The organism is Gymnodinialimonas mytili, assembly GCF_037544085.1.
GTDB classification, from domain to species: Bacteria; Pseudomonadota; Alphaproteobacteria; order Rhodobacterales; family Rhodobacteraceae; genus Gymnodinialimonas; species Gymnodinialimonas mytili.
The window spans coordinates 75,998-91,924 of record NZ_JBBIFW010000003.1 but is presented as its reverse complement, the minus strand read 5'-3'; the positions used below and the strand labels follow the sequence as shown (position 1 = coordinate 91,924).

Below are 15,927 nucleotides of genomic sequence, written 5' to 3'. Positions count from 1 at the left end.
CCATGGCGGATCCATGCATCTTCTGCAGCATCCTGGCGGGTCAATCGCCCGCAAGTGTGGTCCATGAGGATGAGCATTGTCTGGCGTTTATGACGCTGCGCCCGATCCGTTCCGGTGCCTTTTTAGTGATCCCCAAGGTGCATATCGACCATTTTACGGATCTGCCCGACGATCTGGCCGGTCATCTGCTGAGCGTGGCGCAGCGCTATGGGCGGCGGCTTCTGGATCTGACCCCGGCCAAGCGCATCGGCTATGTGGTGCACGGATTTGGCGTGCCCCATGCCCATCTGAATGTCGTGCCGCAGCATGATACATTTGACATTATCTCAGCCCGTTACGTCGTGGTGGACGGTGGCGCGGCGTATCAAGTCACCGAATCTGCGGTCCCTGCGCCGACCCGCATTGAGCTCGATCAGATGGCGGCCGCCCTGCGCGCCGAAATGCAACCTGCCGGCTGAGAGGTTTTGCCCAAACCGGCCATAGGATTGGCCGCGACGGGCTGACGTTTTCGTCATTTGCCTGGCACAGGGTGTCGCATCCTATGGTCAGCGCCCCGCCATGTGCCTAGACTAAGCCGATGATCGTAGAACTCGGACATTTCGCCCTCATCCTCGCCTTCGCTGTGGCGATATTCCAGATGATCGTTCCCATGGTGGGGGCCGCGCGTGGAAATGGCGCCTGGATGGCGGTGGCCGATCCGGCCGCAACCGCGCAATTCTGGTTAACCGCGGTCAGCTTCGCGGCGCTGACCTATGCGTTTGTGACATCGGACTTCTCGTTGAACCTGGTTGTGGCCAACAGCCACACCGCCAAGCCGATGCTCTACAAAATCACTGGTGTTTGGGGCAATCACGAAGGCTCGCTCCTGCTTTGGGTCTTGATCCTGACGCTGTTCGGCGCCTGCGCGGCGTGGTTTGGTAAAGGCCTGCCGCCGACGCTGCGCGCGCGGGTCTTGGCGGTGCAAAGCTCGGTCGCGGTTGCGTTTTTCGCCTTTATTCTGTTCACCTCCAACCCGTTCCTGCGCCTGGCCAGTCCGCCCTTTGACGGGCAGGACCTGAACCCGTTGCTGCAAGATCCCGGTCTCGCCTTTCACCCGCCATTTTTGTATTTGGGCTATGTCGGGCTGAGCATGGCGTTCTCTTTCGCCGTCGCCGCCCTGATCGAAGGGCGTGTGGATGCGGCCTGGGCGCGATGGGTGCGCCCCTGGACGCTGGCGGCCTGGGTGTTCCTGACGATCGGCATCGGCATCGGGTCCTGGTGGGCCTATTACGAGTTGGGTTGGGGCGGTTTCTGGTTCTGGGATCCGGTGGAAAATGCCAGCTTCATGCCCTGGCTGATCTCGGCGGCGCTGCTGCATTCGGCCATCGTCGTGGAAAAGCGCGAGGCGTTGAAAAGCTGGACGATCCTGCTGGCAATCCTGGCATTCGGCTTCTCACTGATCGGCACCTTCATCGTCCGCTCTGGCGTTTTGACCTCGGTCCATGCCTTCGCCAATGATCCTGAGCGCGGCATGTTCATCCTGATGATCCTCTGTCTGTTCATGGGCGGCGCGCTTCTGCTGTTCGCTCTACGCGCCGGCACGATGGAGGCGAAAGGTGTCTTTGCGCTGGTCAGCCGTGAAAGCGGGCTGGTCTATAACAATCTGATCCTGGCCGTTTCGACTTTTGTGGTCTTTATCGGAACCATCTGGCCGCTGATCGCGGACATGTTCTTCGATCGCAACCTATCGGTTGGTCCGCCCTTCTTTGACGCCGCTTTCACACCCTTTGTATTTGCCCTATCCGCCGTATTGCCCATTGCCGCGATGTTGCCGTGGAAACGCGCCAAGGTCGGGCGCGCATTGCGCGCTTTGGTCCCGGCGGCGGTTCTGGCTTTGGCACTGGGCCTGCTGACTTGGGCGATGTTTACCGGTCGCACGGCCATTGGCCCGCTGGGTGTGGGCCTGTCGGTTTGGCTGGTTGCGGGCGCGGTGACAGATCTATGGAGCCGGACCGGGCGCGGCACGATCAGCAACCGGCTTGGCCGTTTGACCCGTCTGCCGCGCGCGGATTGGGGCAAGACCGTTGCCCATGCGGGTGTCGGCATCACCATGTTCGGCGTGGTCTGCCTGACCGGCTATCAGGTCGAAGACATTCGCGTTGCGCGTGAGGGAGAGCCCTATGCGGTGGGTGCCTATGAGATCGAGCTGCGCGAAGTTCAGGAGAATGTGCGCGGGCCGAACTACCTGAGCACCATGGCCTTCGTGATTGTCCGTGATGGCGAAACGGGTCGGGAATTGGATGTCCTGACCTCCGAGCGGCGGATCTATCCGGTTGCGGGCATGCCGACGACCGAAGCCGGGATCAATAACGGCTTCACGCGAGACGTCTATGTGACGATTGGCGATCCTCAGGTCGGCGGTGGCTGGGCGCTGCGCGTCTGGATCAAACCCTTTGCCAATTGGATCTGGGGTGGCACGATCATCATGGCCTTTGGCGGATTCCTTAGCCTCAGCGACCGCCGATATCGCGTGGCCGCCGGTGCCTCGAAAACGCCGCCATCCGCGCCGCCACGCCCCAGCGCCGGGGTGCCCGCAGAATGAAGCGCCTGTTGCTCATCCTGATCCTGTTGGCGAGCCCCGTCTGGGCCGTGCAACCCGATGAGGTGCTCGATGACCCGGTGCTGGAAGACCGCGCCCGCGATATTTCCGCCGGGCTGCGTTGCCCGGTCTGTCAAAACGAAAGCATCGACGAATCTTCGGCTGAGATCTCCCGTGATCTGCGCCTGTTGGTGCGCGAGCGTCTGATTGCGGGCGACAGTGACAGGGAAGTGGTCGATTATGTCGTCGCGCGATATGGGGAGTTTGTGCTGCTGCAGCCGAATTTCAACGGGGCCAACCGGGTGCTCTGGGTTTTGCCGTTGGTTTTGCTTGCAGTGGGCCTTGGCCTGTCCGCAGCTTACATCCGTGGCCGGTCCCGCGCGCCTGCCCCGACAGAGGCCGGGCTGGATGCGCAGGAACAGGCGCGTCTGGATGAGATCCTGGGAACCGGCGCCAAAGACTGACGCGGCGTTTGTGCTTTTCTGAACCGAACGGTTTGCCTATGGTCGCCCCACGTGAAGGGAGCTCCGTGCCATGCAATACCAGACCATCACCCGCGACGACCAAGACGGCATCGCGATCCTGACCCTCAACCGCCCCGATGTGATGAACGCGCTGAATACGCAGATGCGCGCCGAGATCACCCATGCGGTGACCGAGGCCGGACAGCAGGCGCGTGTTGTCGTGCTGACCGGAACGGGTCGGGCGTTCTGCTCGGGGCAGGATTTGGGCGACCGCGCCAACGTCTCGAACATCAATCTCGAACGCACCTTGCGCGACGAATACCTGCCGATGCTGATGGCGATTGTGGACTGCCCGGTGCCGGTAATCGCGGCGGTGAATGGTACGGCAGCAGGCGCTGGGGCCAACCTGGCGCTGGTCTGTGATGTGGTGATTGCGACAGAATCCGCCAGCTTTATTCAGGCGTTCAGCCGGATCGGTCTGATCCCGGATGCTGGTGGCACCTGGGCCTTGCCCCGCACGATCGGCCTGCAACGGGCCATGGGGGCGGCCTTGTTTGCCGACAAGATCAGTGCGGCTCAGGCCGCCGATTGGGGTATGATCTGGGAAATGGCCGCCGATGACACGTTTGCAGAGGTCTGGATGGGCCGTGCGCGCCATCTGGCCAAAGGTCCGACGGAGGCATTCAAGCGCATCAAGCAAGTGATGCGGGCCAGCTCCGGCAATTCACTTGAGGATCAATTGATCTTGGAAGGACAATTGCAGGGCGAATGCGGCCATACGCGCGACTTCAAAGAGGGTGTCCTATCCTTCCTTGAAAAACGCGCGCCCGCTTTCGAGGGACGCTGACCCGGCGCCCCCGGAAAACGTGCGAATTCCGGGTCCGCTCAGCCTCATAGCCTATGCGCTGATATCCGTCGGTCGGGCGCTCGCACACTAGACCGCCGGACCCCGCACCTTCCCCAGACCGGAATTCCTGCGGACCGGATAATCCGCGAGATACCTGGACCGATCTAGCGCTCCGGGATCAAGCCGCGCGGACTGAACCGCAGCACCAGCAGCAGGATCATCCCCATCGTCAGCAGCCGCATATGCGCCGCGCTGTCCAGCAGATGCTCCGAAAGCGCGGAGCCATCCTCAAGGAAGAAGGTGATGCCCTGCATCAGCAACAGACCCATCGGCTCCACCTGGACCCAGAGCCACCATATCAGGAACCCGCCCAGGACCGCGCCCCAATTGTTACCGGACCCGCCGACAATCACCATCACCCAGATCAGGAAGGTGAAGCGAAGCGGTTGATAGGTGCCGGGCACAAGCTGGCTGTCGAGCGTTGTCATCATCGCGCCCGCAATGCCGCAAATGGCGGAACCGAGGATGAAGATCTGCAAATGCCGCGCTTTCACGTCTTTGCCCATCGCGGCGGCCGAGACCTCGTTGTCGCGGATCGCACGCATCATACGGCCCCACGGCGAATTCCACGCTTTCTCGCTGAGCCAAATCAACAGGCCCAAAACGATCGCAAACAGCAGCGCATAGAGCAGTTTGACGGTGACGGTGGAGGCGGTGACCGGATCCGCGCCGATATTTGCGGCAAAGGCCACGAAGCCCTCATTGGCTTGCAGATTGACCTCGTAGGGCACAGGGCGGGGGATGCCGGTGACATTCTTCACGCCGCGTGCCAGCCAATCCTCGTTCTTGAGGATGGCGATGATGATCTCGGCAATGCCAAGCGTTGCGATGGCCAAGTAGTCGGACCGCAAGCCGAGGGCGGTTTTGCCGATGATCCACGCAGCCCCAGCGGCCAGCAATCCGCCGACGGGCCAGGCGATCAAAACGGGCAGGCCCAACCCGCCGAGATAGCCGGTGGAGGCCGGGTTCACCGCCTCGACGGCCGCAACGCCAGGGTCAATCACCGTCCGGTAGATCGCGTAGCCACCCACAAGGATGGCGAGCACCGCAAGGCCGCGCAAACGCCCTTTGGGCAGGCGCGCATAGGCCAGGATCGCCGCCAGGATTGTTGCAGCGCCCACAACCAGACCCAGCAAAATGCGCGGTCCGCCAGCGCCCCAGGCCTCGGGCACCGGGTCGCTCGACACCAATACCGCCGCCAGGCCGCCAAGCGCCACAAAGCCCATCACACCCACGTTGAACAGGCCCGCATAGCCCCATTGCATGTTCACGCCAAGCGCCATGATGCAGCTGATCAGACCCATGTTGAAAATGGTCAGCGCGGTGTTCCAGCTTTGCACGAAACCGGTGCCCAGGAACAGCGTCGCCACCAGCGCGAATAGCAGGATATTCTTGGTGTTCATCGCCGGGGCAGGATTGGTGCTGGTGGCCCCGCTCATACCGATTTCCCCTTCATGATCCCGGTGGGTTTGAACAGCAGCACGATCAGCAAGATCCCGAACGAGACTGCAAATTTGTAGTCTGTGCTGAGCAGTTGCAGCAGGCCTTCGGGCTGCCAATCCTCTGGCCCCAGGTACCCCACAACCTTGCGGAAGGCGTAGGTGACGCCGACCTCGGAAAACGCGATCAGGAACCCACCCAGGATCGCGCCGAGCGGATTGCCCAGCCCCCCGACAATCGCCGAGGCGAAGATCGGTAGCAGCAGCTGGAAATAGGTGAAAGGCTTGAAGCTTTTGTCGAGCCCGTACAGCACGCCCGCGGTCGTCGCCAAGGCCGCGACGATGATCCAGGTGATCAGAACCACGCGTTCGGGGTTAATGCCCGATAGCAACGCCAGATCCTCGTTATCGGAAAAGGCGCGCATGCTTTTCCCGGTGCGCGTGCGGTTCAGGAACCAAAACAGCGCCACAACAGCAATCAAGGCGACAACGATGGTGATACCCTGCGTGGTGCGGAAAGCGAGCCCTTCATCCAGGCCGGTCATGTCGCGGAAATCGCGGGCGCGGATGATAAAGCGCTCGCCATCGGCAAACCGCTGATCATCGACGCCGATAAAAAAGCGCACGATGCCATTCATGATGAACATCACACCCAAGGAGGCGATCACGAAGATCACCGGCTTGGCCTTGGCCTCGCGGTAGAACCGGTAAACGGTCCGGTCCGTGCCGATCATCAGCAGCGCCGTGACAGCGATCCCCAGTGGAAGCGCCAACAGCGCGGTGGGCAAGGGGCCAAAGCTGACGCCCGCCGATTGCAACCCCCAGGTGCCGAAGATCGTCACCATCGTGCCAAACGCCATCGTGTCGCCATGGGCGAAGTTGGAAAAGCGCAGGATCCCGTAAATCAGCGTCACACCAAGCGCGCCGAGCGCCAGTTGCGCGCCATAGGCGGTTGCGGGGATAATGACGAAATTCGTCAAAGCCACGAGGGCGTTCAAGAAATCCATAGGCAGAGGCCGGTCCCTGTTGTCACTCGCCCCTCTGATGTGGGCATTTCGCCTTGTTTATCAGCTTCCATCGGCCTCGCAACTGCCGAAAAGGACGCTAATCGCACCGTCATGGCGGCTGAGCCGCGCGGTTCCGTCCGGCGCGATGGTCAACAGAAGGGCGGCCGCGCGGGTATGGGCGCTGTAGCGATGGGTCTCGTCCAAGCGTCGCGCCAAGTGATCGGCGCCGTCGAGTGTCAGGAAAAGCTGGCCCTCGTGATCGGCGGCGATGATCTGGGCGCGGTGATCGGCGCCGGTGCAGGCCAGGCCAGCCGGGCAGGCGGCGGTGAAATGGCAGCGCCAGGGTTCAGCCTGGGCCGGGGGGGCGAGCCCGGCAATAAAGGCCAGCAATGTCTTCAGGTTGCGTAAAGCCATGCGCTAAGATTCCGGCGCGCAGGTGCCGTAATAGGACACAGCGGCAATACCTCCTGTGGCCGCCGCAATATGCTGTGTCATCACGGCCTCGCCTGATCCCGTCAGTGTAACCAGCAGCGTTTCGCCCGGCACGCTATCGAACAGAATGGCGATGTCCGGCGGCGCGAGATGCGGAAGCGTCCGGCCCGTCACAGGCCCCTGTGGTCCGTCGAAGGTCACTGTATCGTCGGACAGGTTGAAGTGGAACGGAACACCGTCGGAGGTTTGGCAGCCGGTCTGCGCGCTGCAGATTTGGGTGAAGGTGCAATCCAAACCGGCCGCGGAAGCAGCGGGCGCGATGGCACAGACCAGGAGAACGAGGGCTCTCACGGCGCGGCCTCACGGCAATGCATGACGAAGTATTGCGTTTGCAGCCTCACTTCGCCGGTCTCCTGGTCGCGGATCTGGGTGTAGAGCCCGTAGCGATCAGTCAGATCAAGGCGCGGAAGATCGACCAGGAATTCCCGCCGGGGATGGGTCTGCTCGGGGATCGACGCGGCATCCTCCAGGCTCGGGACGCGATCAATCCGTTCCAATTGCGTATCGCTGCGACCCATCCAGGTGCCGTCCTGATCAATGACCAAGATCAATGTCCCGAATGTCGGCATACGCGCGCATCCTGCACCGATGCGACAGGCGAGCGGCAGGTCGCAGATGGCGCGTTCCGCCTGGGGCTCTGCCGGGGTGCCGATTTCGATGGCCCCCGCCTGCGGAGCGAGCGCGGCCATGATCAGAGAAAGGGTGCCCGTCAGCCCCAAGACACGACGACGAGCGGCGCGCATCTTACTGACCGCGCGCGGCACAGGTGCCTCGAAACATACGAGGGGTCTGCGGGTCGGGACCAGGCAACAGCAATTCCGCCTCGCCGGAGGCCAAAAGGCGCAAGGTCTCCGTCTGGTTGGCGTAGTGATAGACTAATTCAGTGATTCCATCCGCGATCTGCGGCGTCGCTGGCTGGCTCAACGCTTCGGAATAGCCGATCATGGGCGCATCGGCGCTTCCCCCGATGAAGACGTCGAAAGCCTGCGTTGGAACACAAGCCTGACCGGGCTCGCACAGGGTCTCGAAGCGGCAGGTTTGGGCGCTCTGGGCCGCGGCCGCATCGATCAGCGGGGCGGCTGCGACCATTGCAAGGCATGGCGCCCAAAGGCGACGTCGCATATTCACCCTCCCAAAAACGATTTGCGCACCTCCGGGTCGGCCAGCAGCTCCGCCCCGGTGCCGGTATAGGCGTTGCGGCCTTGCACCAGCACATAGCCTTTATCGGCGATCTCAAGGGCCTGACGGGCATTCTGTTCGACCATCAGGATCGGAATGCCGGTGCGGCTGACCTCGATGATCCGGTCAAACAGCTCATCCATCACGATGGGGCTGACGCCTGCAGTGGGCTCATCGAGCATCAGAACCTTGGGCTGGGTCATCAGCGCGCGGCCCACGGCAACCTGCTGACGCTGCCCGCCTGACAATTCGCCCGCGGCCTGGTTCCGCTTTTCACGCAGGATCGGGAACAGGTCGTAAACCTGCTCCATCGTGGCGCGGAAATCGTCGCGGCGGATGAAGGCGCCCATCTCAAGGTTTTCTTCGACCGTCATTGACGTGAAGATGTTCGAGGTCTGCGGGACAAATCCCATACCCGCCGCGACCCGGGCTTGCGGCGTCAGATGGCTGATATCCTGTCCATCCAGCAAAACATGGCCTTCGCGCAGGTTCAGCATCCCGAAGACGGCTTTCATCGCGGTGGATTTTCCTGCGCCGTTGGGCCCCACGATCACAGCGATCTCACCGGGATTCACTGCGATGGTGCAGCTGTGCAGGATATCTGCGCCATTGCCGTAGCCGCCGGTCATCGCCTCGCCGATGAGGAACGGTTTCTCGGTGTCAGACCGGGATGCGGAAGATGGGGCGGTGGCGGTCATAGTGGCTTATCCAAAATCAGTGCGATCCGGCAACGAGGCGGCGTTGAGCATCAGTTCAAATGCTCTATCTGCGCCAGAAACCGGGTATGTGTGGTCCGATGGGTGGCAGACAGAACCGCCGCGCCGGGCTCTGCCGTGATGAACTGGGCAATCGTGTCATCCGTGACGACAATGGTGTTCGAATACACGTAAGAGACGTCGTCAACCACGCTGCGATAGACCAGGGTGGGATGCGAGGCGCCTTCCAGCAGATGCGCACTGCGTTCGATCACCGCGATCTCGGTCACATCCACACCAGCAGCCTCGGCCAAAACACCTAGCGCATCCTGTTGCAGCGTGGAGATCGACAGGTCCGAGCCGTCCTCGGCCTGCTCGACGATTGCGATGGCCTGCAATCCGTCGCTTGTGTTAAAAACCGCATCGATGGCGTCCAATCCTTCGAATAGGCTCTCGGCAAAGATCGTTTCCGCGCCGCAGATCTGGAACGCGTCATCAATGGTTTGACACGGCATATCGGCGGGTACGCCTTTGATCTCAGCCTGCGCCGCCGTCGCCGCAAAAAGGCAAGTGGCAAGGGCGAGGCGAGGCAGGCTCACGCAGGCTCTCCTTCCAGCTTGTCCTTGTTCTTCAGGCCGGTGCCCAAATAGGCCTCGATCACCGCCTCATTGGCCTTGATCTCGTCGAGCGTACCTTCGGCGAGCACCTTACCCTCGGCCATGCAGATGACCGGGTCGCAGAGGCGTCCGATGAAATCCATATCATGTTCGATGACGCAGAACGTGTAGCCGCGTTCTTCATTCAGACGCAGGATCGCATCGCCGATTGTATTGAGCAGGGTGCGGTTCACACCGGCGCCGACCTCGTCGAGAAACACGATCTTGGCATCCACCATCATCGTGCGGCCCAGCTCCAGCAGCTTTTTCTGGCCGCCGGAAATCGCGCCTGCCGGATGATCGGCCAGATGCTCTACTGTCAGAAATTCAAGCACCTCATCGGCTTTGGCGCGCAGGGCGCGTTCTTCCTCGGCGATACGCTTGCGCCCAAACCAGGTATTCCAGAGGCTTTCGCCAGTCTGCTCGGCGGGCACCATCATCAGATTCTCGCGGCACGACATGGAACTGAATTCATGGGCGATTTGAAACGTGCGAAGCAGACCCTTGCCAAACAATTGGTGCGGCTGCAGGCCCGTAATGTCTTCGCCATCCATCATCACCGTACCAGATGTTGGTTGAAGAACGCCCGCGATCACATTGAAAAGCGTGGTTTTTCCAGCGCCGTTTGGTCCAATCAAACCGGTGATGGAGCCGGTTTCGATCCGTAGGCTCGCACCATCGACAGCGTGGAAGCCGCCAAAGCGTTTGTGCAGGTCATGGACTTCGATCATCGGTCAAAGCGCTTTCTATAAATGCAGCAGCCCGGACGTCATGCCGGGCTGCCTTTGGGATTTGGGTCGCGGTTTAGCGGAACCCGGCGACCGTGAGTTCACCGCCATCGATCTCGATCTCGCGGTAATTGCCAGCGCTTTCGCCGCCACCGATCAGCTCAACCGCCGAAGCGCCGACATAATCGACATCTTCACCGGCTGCGATCAGTTCCAGCGCACGGCCCAGATCGCCAGGCAGGATCTGTTCGCCGGGGGCGTTGGCGACATTCATGATCTCAGCCGCATAATCGGCGGGGTTGCGCGAGCCTGCGGCCTGCATGGCCAGCAGGATCAAAGCCGCCGCGTCATAGCTTTCCGCCGAGAAGGGCGATGTGCCATCAAAGCCGGCTTCCTCGGCCATGCCCTGGTAGATCGACGCGCCTTCGCTATCGGTGCCGGGGTTCTGGCCAAACGAGCCATCGATGTCCGAGCCGAAATTGTCGACCAGCGCCTGGCTGACCATGCCGTCGGGGAAGACGAACGTGTCGAACGCCCCGGTGTCGAGCGCGGCCTGGATCACACCCGATCCGCCCTGGTCCACATAGCCCGCCACAACAAGCGCATCGCCGCCCGCCGAGGCCAGCGCGCCTACTTCAGCCGAATAATCGGCGCGGCCATCTTCATGGGCTGCCGACAGGGTCACCGTGCCACCAATTTCCTCGAACGCGGCCGAGAACGCATCGGCCAAGCCTTGGCCGTAATCGTTGTTGGTGTAGGTCAGCGCGACGGTATCAAACCCACGCTCCATGATGATTTCAGCCATCACAACGCCCTGACGCGCATCGGAGGGGGCGGTGCGGAAGAACAGATCGTTGTCTTCAGCGGTCGACAAGCCCGGTGAGGTGGCCGAAGGCGAGATCATGACCATGCCGTTTGGCACAGCCACATTGGCCAGGATCGATCCGGTCACGCCCGAGCAATCCGCGCCGACAATACCATGCACCCCGTCAGAGGTGATCAGACGTTCCGCCGCGGCCTGGGCTGCAGACGAGTCGACGCAAGTGGAATCCGCGCGGACCGAGGTTACCGCAGCGCCGTCAAACAGATTGCCGGACTCGGTGACTTCGGCCATCGCCAATTCGGCCCCGTCGCCCATGGCGGGGGTGATCGATTCAATCGGGCCCGTGAAGCCCAGGATCACGCCAAGCGTGACATCGCCCTGGTGACCATCGGCAAAGGCCCCGCCGGTCAATGCGACGGTTGCAGCGGATGCGAGCAAGATCTTTTTCATATGTAATCTCCCTGTGGGTAGACGTTTGAACGCCCTTGGTGAGGCGGAGAGTAGCCGCCCGATTTGCAAAGGGGAAGGGGCCGTTGACACAACGTCAGATCAGGCTGGGCAGCCACAAGACGATGCCTGGAAAGGCAATCAGAACGGCCACGGTGGCCACATCGGCCGCGAAGAACGGCGTCGCGCCTTTGAACACGTCCTGAACCGTAATCGGCAGACCGGTATCCTTGGCGACACCCGCCACCACAAAACAGTTCAGCCCGATGGGCGGCGTGATCAGACAAAGCTCGGCCATCTTCACCACGATGATCCCGAACCAGATCGCGCATTCCTCCGCCGTCATGCCGAAGGCGCTCGCCTCGCGCGTCACATCAGGCCCGCCATTGAGCGCGATGATGGCGGGGAAGGTGACGGGTAGCGTCAGGATCAGCATCCCGATCGCGTCCATGAACATCCCCAACACCACATAGACCAGTAGGATCGCCAGCAAGATCAGGTAGGGCGAGTAATCGAGCCCCGAGATGAAGGCCGCAAAGGCATCGGGCAGATCCGCATAGCCCAGGAAGCGCACAAAGATCAGCACGCCCCAGATCATTGCGAAGATCATCGCGGTCAGCTTCGCCGCCTCCATCAGCGCGGTGTAGAGCTGGTCCCATTTCATGCCGCGTGCGATGGCGATCATCAGCACGACAGAGGCGCCCAGGGCCCCGGCCTCGGTCGGCGTGGCCCAGGCGCCATCTTCGCCCCGGTAGTAGATCGAGAAGATGATGATGAAGATCACGAAGACAATCGGGATTGTGCCGGGCAAGGACTTTATGCGCTCCATCCAGCTATAGCCGCCAACCGGCGGGCCCAGATTTGGGTTGCGGATTGCCAGGCCCGAAACGAGGCCCGCATAGATCAAGGCCGAAACAAAGCCGGGCAAAAACCCCGCAAGCAACAGCTTTCCGACGGATTCCTCGACGATGATCGCGTAGATCACCAGGATGGCAGAGGGCGGGATCAGCGAGGCCAAGGTACCACCCGCGGCGACCACGCCCGCCGCGAAGGCCTTGTCATAGCCGATCTTCAGCATTTCCGGGATCGCGATCCGGGCAAAGACAGCTGATGTCGCCACCGAGGCGCCCGAAACCGCGGCGAAACCCGCCGTCGCGAACACGGTCGACACGGCCAGCCCCCCCGGCAGCCATCCGACCCAGCGCTTGGCAGCCTCAAACAGCGCATTGGTCAGGCCCGCGTAATAGGCCAGATAGCCAATCAGGATGAAGGTCGGGATCAGGGACAGCGCGTAACCGCTTGATTTTGAATGTGGAACCTGCCCCGCGGTCAGTAGGGCCGTCGACAGCCCGCGGTCAAATCCCTGGCGCGCCATGAAGTAAAGGCACAGGCCCAGTATGCCAACAAAAGCCGCGGCAAAGGCCACGCGCACCCCGATCAGCACCAGCACCAGAAGCAGCCCGCAGAGCCAGAGCGATACGTTGAAAATGTCCACCCCATCCATCAGGGCGCGCATGTCGATCAGATTGTCCATGACGTCCCCAGGGGCTCAGGCCCACACCATTTGCCTAGAAATGCGCGCGTACAATCTGCAGCGCGGGCGCTTGCCCCTTCATCTTGGCAAAAAAACTCAATCGACATCAGCCATCCCCGGCCCGGCCCGACACGGTTTCGGCCTCACGGGCCGCCACGGCCATCGGATCTTCGGGCAGCGGCACACCGGCGGGGCGTTCCTCGCCGCTGATTAAGGCGCGCGAATAGATCACCAATTGGATCGAAAGCCGCGCAGCCATCAGGACAAAGGCCACCGGCACGATCAGTTTCGCGGGCCAGATCGGCAGCGCGATATCGATGGAGCTGTCGCGGCTCCAAAGCGGGCGGGAGAAGTCGAAAGACCGGTCGAAATGCTGCCAGGCACCGTAGATCAGGCCGATCATCAGGATCAGCATGAACAGCGTCGAGAGCCACTCGGCCAACCATAATGCCCGGCCTCTCAGACGCATCACGATGATATCCATACGGATATGCCCGCCCTCGCGTTGACAATAGGCAAGGCCAAAGAACGCGAAGACGACCATGAATTGCTCGATCCAGTCCACATAACCATAGACCGGCGCGTTCAAAAGTTTGCGGCCCACCACGTGGACGACGGCCAAGATCACCAGCGCGATGATCGTCACCCCACCCAGCAGGTTCAGCAGCTTTTCGACACGCAACAGCGCGCGGTCAAACCGCGACGGACCGCTATCATCGACAAGAACGTTGGAACTGAGCGCCATGAAAAACGGGGCCCCGCGCGGCGGAGCCCCTATCCGTCTTTATTCGCCGCGCGCTTCGGCGAGCGTGGTTTGCACCAGATCGTAAAGCTCCTGCGCAGGCAGGCCCTGGGCGCTCATATCCGCGATCCAGGCATCGTGGATCGCTTGGGCGTTTTCCTGCATCCCGGCGATGGTTTCCTCGGGCACGCTCACACGCTCCACACCGCGTTCCTCAAGCACGCTGTCCCAGCGCTCGATCAACTCGGCGTAGTTGGCGAGATAATGGGCAATCGAATCCTCGACCGCGCCGTCCAGCGCCGCGCGCTCTTCGTCGCTCAGCGCGTCATACGCATCGATATTGACCACGACGGGGCAGTTCACCGTGCCGGGGTTCAGGTTTTCGGTCCACCAATCGGCGATGTCGATGGTGCGGAAGCTCAGATGCGCGTGTTGGGCGAAGGCCACGGTATCGACGGTGCCGCCTTCCAGCGCCTGATAGGCCTCGGTCGCGGTCACGGAGGTCGGCACACCGCCGACGGAGGCGAAGATCTCGCCCAGACCACCCGTGGCGCGCACGCGCATGCCGTTAAACTCTTCGATCGTGTCGCGCGGATCGCCCGTGCCGACCAGGTTGTATTGCGGCATGGGCGAGGTCATCAGCATCCGTGCGTTCCACTGCGCCATCTCATCGGCGACGGCGGGGTGATCGTAGACCGCGTGGCTGACGGCGACCTCTTCCTCCAGGTTGCTGACGCCCAGGAAGGGCAGTTCCAGCACGGTGATCGCGCGGTTCTTGTCGCGGTGATAACCCGCGCAGAATTGCGCCATCTCGAACGCGCCGATGGAGATGCCATCGAGGTTCTCGCGATTGTTCGACAGGCCGCCGTAGCTGATATTCAGCGTGAATTCGCCATTCGTGCGTTCGGCCAAGGCCTCGGCCAGATATTCCACATGTTCCGTAAAGGCACGGCGCTGACCCCAGAGCGAGACGTTCCATTCGGTCGCGGCCGCCTCGGCCACAAAGCTCAGCGATAGGACCGCGCCGATGGCGGTGGTTGTCAGATGCTTCATCCTAATCCTCCCAGATTGCGGGGGCCGTCTTTAACGCGGCCCATCGGCGCGCAGGTTAGCCACGACCCCCGGCCAAAGCCAAGGGGTAAGATCGCAACGCAATCGGAAGTTGAACCGTTCGCCGTCTTAAGGCGCCGTCGTTCCAAACAGACGCAGGCGCGAGACGCCGCCATCGGGGTGGATGTTCAGCCGCACATGGGTGACCGGGCCCAGCTTGGCCAATTGATCAGTGAAATGATGCTCTGCATCGGGCCCAAGTTTCTGGCGATCCAGGATGCGCTGCCAGAACATGGAATCGGTGATCAGGGCATCGGTTAACCCATCGCCGAAATCGCGCAGATCGGCGGCCTGCATAGACACGCTGTCGGGATAATTGCCCTTGAAGAACTTCGTATCGACAACGGCGCGCTGGATCTCACCGCGCGCGCCAAGGGCGATCACCATCCAATCATAGCCGGGCTCGCGCCGCCGCCGTGTTTCCCAACCGTCCCCCATATTGACCCCGCGCCCCGGCGCCAGAAGCCGCGTGTAATCGCCGTAATGGGCATCGGAAAAGCCCAGGATCCGACCGCCATTCAAGGCCGCCGCCAGATCGATATCACCATCGGTATTCGCCGCCGACAGTTCCGGCACGCCATAAACACGCAGCCGCGCAACGCCGCCATCGGGGTAGATGTGTACGCGCAGATGCGTCCAGGATTCGTAGACCGAGCAGCTGAAATAATGATGTGCGGACGGGCCAAGCGGTTTATGCGGCAGCACAGGCACCCAGCGCTGATCTTCCGGCGGCACATTGCCTTTGAAACTGCACGCCTCGATCATCACAGCGGGGGCGTAATTGCCGGTGAAATGGCTGGTATCGACGTCAAACCCGATGATCCGGCCCGGCGCGGCCAGCCTGACAATGGCGTGGTCGTGGCCGCCATCGCGCCGCCGCTGGCTTTCCCAACCATCCATCCATTTGCCGTTTTCGTCGAACTTGCCCTCGATAAAGATCGGATCGGAATCGTGCAGCATCCGTTCCAACGGCGCAAAGAAATCATTCGTCGCAAAAATCGCCTTCGCGCCCAGACCCGCAGAGGCCAGGTTGATGCCGGTGCGTGCGAAAAGAGGGATATCGGGGTTCAAACGCTCAATCGAGGTCATGGATCGGTCCAGATTTGGGGCAACGGGCCGAGATACG

At 61.8% G+C, this 15,927-nt stretch carries 18 protein-coding genes; 4 read left to right on the top strand and 14 right to left on the bottom strand.

The window, feature by feature from the left end:
* Positions 1-2 precede the first annotated feature (2 nt).
* The 4 genes from V8J82_RS14670 to V8J82_RS14655 all read left to right on the top strand — a co-directional run bounded on the left by V8J82_RS14670 (position 3) and on the right by V8J82_RS14655 (position 3,889).
* A complete protein-coding gene (locus V8J82_RS14670; RefSeq protein WP_339976143.1) occupies positions 3-458 on the top strand; it encodes an HIT family protein in 456 nt (151 codons plus the stop codon).
* 119 nt (positions 459-577) lie between these two features.
* Positions 578-2,581: a heme lyase CcmF/NrfE family subunit gene (locus V8J82_RS14665; protein ID WP_339976142.1), complete on the top strand. Its 2,004-nt coding sequence runs from the start codon at positions 578-580 to the stop codon at positions 2,579-2,581.
* Positions 2,578-3,042 carry a cytochrome c-type biogenesis protein gene (locus tag V8J82_RS14660; RefSeq protein WP_339976141.1) on the top strand — a complete coding sequence of 155 codons (465 nt, stop codon included), beginning with the start codon at positions 2,578-2,580 and terminating at the stop codon, positions 3,040-3,042. Before V8J82_RS14665 ends, V8J82_RS14660 begins: the two co-directional genes overlap by 4 nt.
* Before the next feature lie 70 nt (positions 3,043-3,112).
* A complete protein-coding gene (locus V8J82_RS14655) occupies positions 3,113-3,889 on the top strand; it encodes an enoyl-CoA hydratase-related protein (RefSeq protein WP_339976140.1) in 777 nt (258 codons plus the stop codon).
* Between the two features lie 164 nt (positions 3,890-4,053).
* On the opposite strand, the gene V8J82_RS14650 is transcribed toward V8J82_RS14655, so the two are convergent.
* The 14 genes from V8J82_RS14650 to alc form a co-directional block, all read right to left on the bottom strand.
* Positions 4,054-5,388, bottom strand: coding sequence for a branched-chain amino acid ABC transporter permease (locus V8J82_RS14650; RefSeq protein ID WP_439650073.1), 1,335 nt, complete (start codon positions 5,386-5,388; stop codon positions 4,054-4,056).
* Positions 5,385-6,395, bottom strand: coding sequence for a branched-chain amino acid ABC transporter permease (locus tag V8J82_RS14645; RefSeq protein ID WP_339976139.1), 1,011 nt, complete (start codon positions 6,393-6,395; stop codon positions 5,385-5,387). The genes V8J82_RS14650 and V8J82_RS14645 overlap by 4 nt, the downstream gene beginning before the upstream one ends.
* A 60-nt stretch (positions 6,396-6,455) precedes the next feature.
* Positions 6,456-6,809, bottom strand: coding sequence for a hypothetical protein (locus tag V8J82_RS14640; protein ID WP_339976138.1), 354 nt, complete (start codon positions 6,807-6,809; stop codon positions 6,456-6,458).
* Between the two features lie 3 nt (positions 6,810-6,812).
* Positions 6,813-7,178: a hypothetical protein gene (locus V8J82_RS14635; RefSeq protein WP_339976137.1), complete on the bottom strand. Its 366-nt coding sequence runs from the start codon at positions 7,176-7,178 to the stop codon at positions 6,813-6,815.
* A complete protein-coding gene (locus V8J82_RS14630) occupies positions 7,175-7,630 on the bottom strand; it encodes a hypothetical protein (RefSeq protein ID WP_339976136.1) in 456 nt (151 codons plus the stop codon). Before V8J82_RS14630 ends, V8J82_RS14635 begins: the two co-directional genes overlap by 4 nt.
* Position 7,631: 1 nt before the next feature.
* Positions 7,632-8,009, bottom strand: coding sequence for a hypothetical protein (locus V8J82_RS14625; RefSeq protein WP_339976135.1), 378 nt, complete (start codon positions 8,007-8,009; stop codon positions 7,632-7,634).
* 2 nt (positions 8,010-8,011) lie between these two features.
* Positions 8,012-8,764, bottom strand: a complete 753-nt coding sequence (locus V8J82_RS14620) for an ABC transporter ATP-binding protein (RefSeq protein ID WP_339976134.1) — start codon at positions 8,762-8,764, stop codon at positions 8,012-8,014.
* Positions 8,765-8,814: 50 nt separating this feature from the next.
* Positions 8,815-9,360 (bottom strand): hypothetical protein, encoded by a 546-nt coding sequence (locus V8J82_RS14615; RefSeq protein ID WP_339976133.1) that lies wholly within the window; start codon positions 9,358-9,360, stop codon positions 8,815-8,817.
* Positions 9,357-10,148 carry an ABC transporter ATP-binding protein gene (locus V8J82_RS14610; protein WP_339976132.1) on the bottom strand — a complete coding sequence of 264 codons (792 nt, stop codon included), beginning with the start codon at positions 10,146-10,148 and terminating at the stop codon, positions 9,357-9,359. Before V8J82_RS14610 ends, V8J82_RS14615 begins: the two co-directional genes overlap by 4 nt.
* Positions 10,149-10,221: 73 nt before the next feature.
* The gene (locus V8J82_RS14605) at positions 10,222-11,418 is read right to left on the bottom strand and encodes an ABC transporter substrate-binding protein (RefSeq protein ID WP_339976131.1); all 1,197 of its coding nucleotides are present in this window, start codon (positions 11,416-11,418) and stop codon (positions 10,222-10,224) included.
* A gap of 94 nt (positions 11,419-11,512) precedes the next feature.
* On the bottom strand, positions 11,513-12,910 hold the full coding sequence (locus V8J82_RS14600; protein WP_339976638.1) for a TRAP transporter large permease: 1,398 nt from the start codon (positions 12,908-12,910) through the stop codon (positions 11,513-11,515).
* A gap of 145 nt (positions 12,911-13,055) precedes the next feature.
* A complete protein-coding gene (locus V8J82_RS14595) occupies positions 13,056-13,694 on the bottom strand; it encodes a TRAP transporter small permease (protein WP_339976130.1) in 639 nt (212 codons plus the stop codon).
* Positions 13,695-13,733: 39 nt separating this feature from the next.
* Positions 13,734-14,744: a TRAP transporter substrate-binding protein DctP gene (gene dctP / locus V8J82_RS14590; RefSeq protein WP_339976129.1), complete on the bottom strand. Its 1,011-nt coding sequence runs from the start codon at positions 14,742-14,744 to the stop codon at positions 13,734-13,736.
* Between the two features lie 126 nt (positions 14,745-14,870).
* On the bottom strand, positions 14,871-15,890 hold the full coding sequence (alc, locus tag V8J82_RS14585) for an allantoicase (RefSeq protein ID WP_339976128.1): 1,020 nt from the start codon (positions 15,888-15,890) through the stop codon (positions 14,871-14,873).
* Positions 15,891-15,927 lie beyond the last annotated feature (37 nt).

Bases quoted from the DNA above. Each gene is read 5' to 3' on its own strand.
- V8J82_RS14670 (WP_339976143.1), top strand. From the start codon at position 3: ATGGCGGATCCATGCATCTTCTGCAGCATCCTGGCGGGTCAATCGCCC.
- V8J82_RS14630 (WP_339976136.1), bottom strand. From the start codon at position 7,630: ATGCGCGCCGCTCGTCGTCGTGTCTTGGGGCTGACGGGCACCCTTTCT.
- dctP (WP_339976129.1), bottom strand. From the start codon at position 14,744: ATGAAGCATCTGACAACCACCGCCATCGGCGCGGTCCTATCGCTGAGC.
- V8J82_RS14605 (WP_339976131.1), bottom strand. From the start codon at position 11,418: ATGAAAAAGATCTTGCTCGCATCCGCTGCAACCGTCGCATTGACCGGC.
- V8J82_RS14660 (WP_339976141.1), top strand. From the start codon at position 2,578: ATGAAGCGCCTGTTGCTCATCCTGATCCTGTTGGCGAGCCCCGTCTGG.
- V8J82_RS14595 (WP_339976130.1), bottom strand. From the start codon at position 13,694: ATGGCGCTCAGTTCCAACGTTCTTGTCGATGATAGCGGTCCGTCGCGG.
- V8J82_RS14665 (WP_339976142.1), top strand. From the start codon at position 578: ATGATCGTAGAACTCGGACATTTCGCCCTCATCCTCGCCTTCGCTGTG.
- V8J82_RS14645 (WP_339976139.1), bottom strand. From the start codon at position 6,395: ATGGATTTCTTGAACGCCCTCGTGGCTTTGACGAATTTCGTCATTATC.
- V8J82_RS14640 (WP_339976138.1), bottom strand. From the start codon at position 6,809: ATGGCTTTACGCAACCTGAAGACATTGCTGGCCTTTATTGCCGGGCTC.
- alc (WP_339976128.1), bottom strand. From the start codon at position 15,890: ATGACCTCGATTGAGCGTTTGAACCCCGATATCCCTCTTTTCGCACGC.
- V8J82_RS14655 (WP_339976140.1), top strand. From the start codon at position 3,113: ATGCAATACCAGACCATCACCCGCGACGACCAAGACGGCATCGCGATC.
- V8J82_RS14650 (WP_439650073.1), bottom strand. From the start codon at position 5,388: ATGAGCGGGGCCACCAGCACCAATCCTGCCCCGGCGATGAACACCAAG.
- V8J82_RS14610 (WP_339976132.1), bottom strand. From the start codon at position 10,148: ATGATCGAAGTCCATGACCTGCACAAACGCTTTGGCGGCTTCCACGCT.
- V8J82_RS14620 (WP_339976134.1), bottom strand. From the start codon at position 8,764: ATGACCGCCACCGCCCCATCTTCCGCATCCCGGTCTGACACCGAGAAA.
- V8J82_RS14625 (WP_339976135.1), bottom strand. From the start codon at position 8,009: ATGCGACGTCGCCTTTGGGCGCCATGCCTTGCAATGGTCGCAGCCGCC.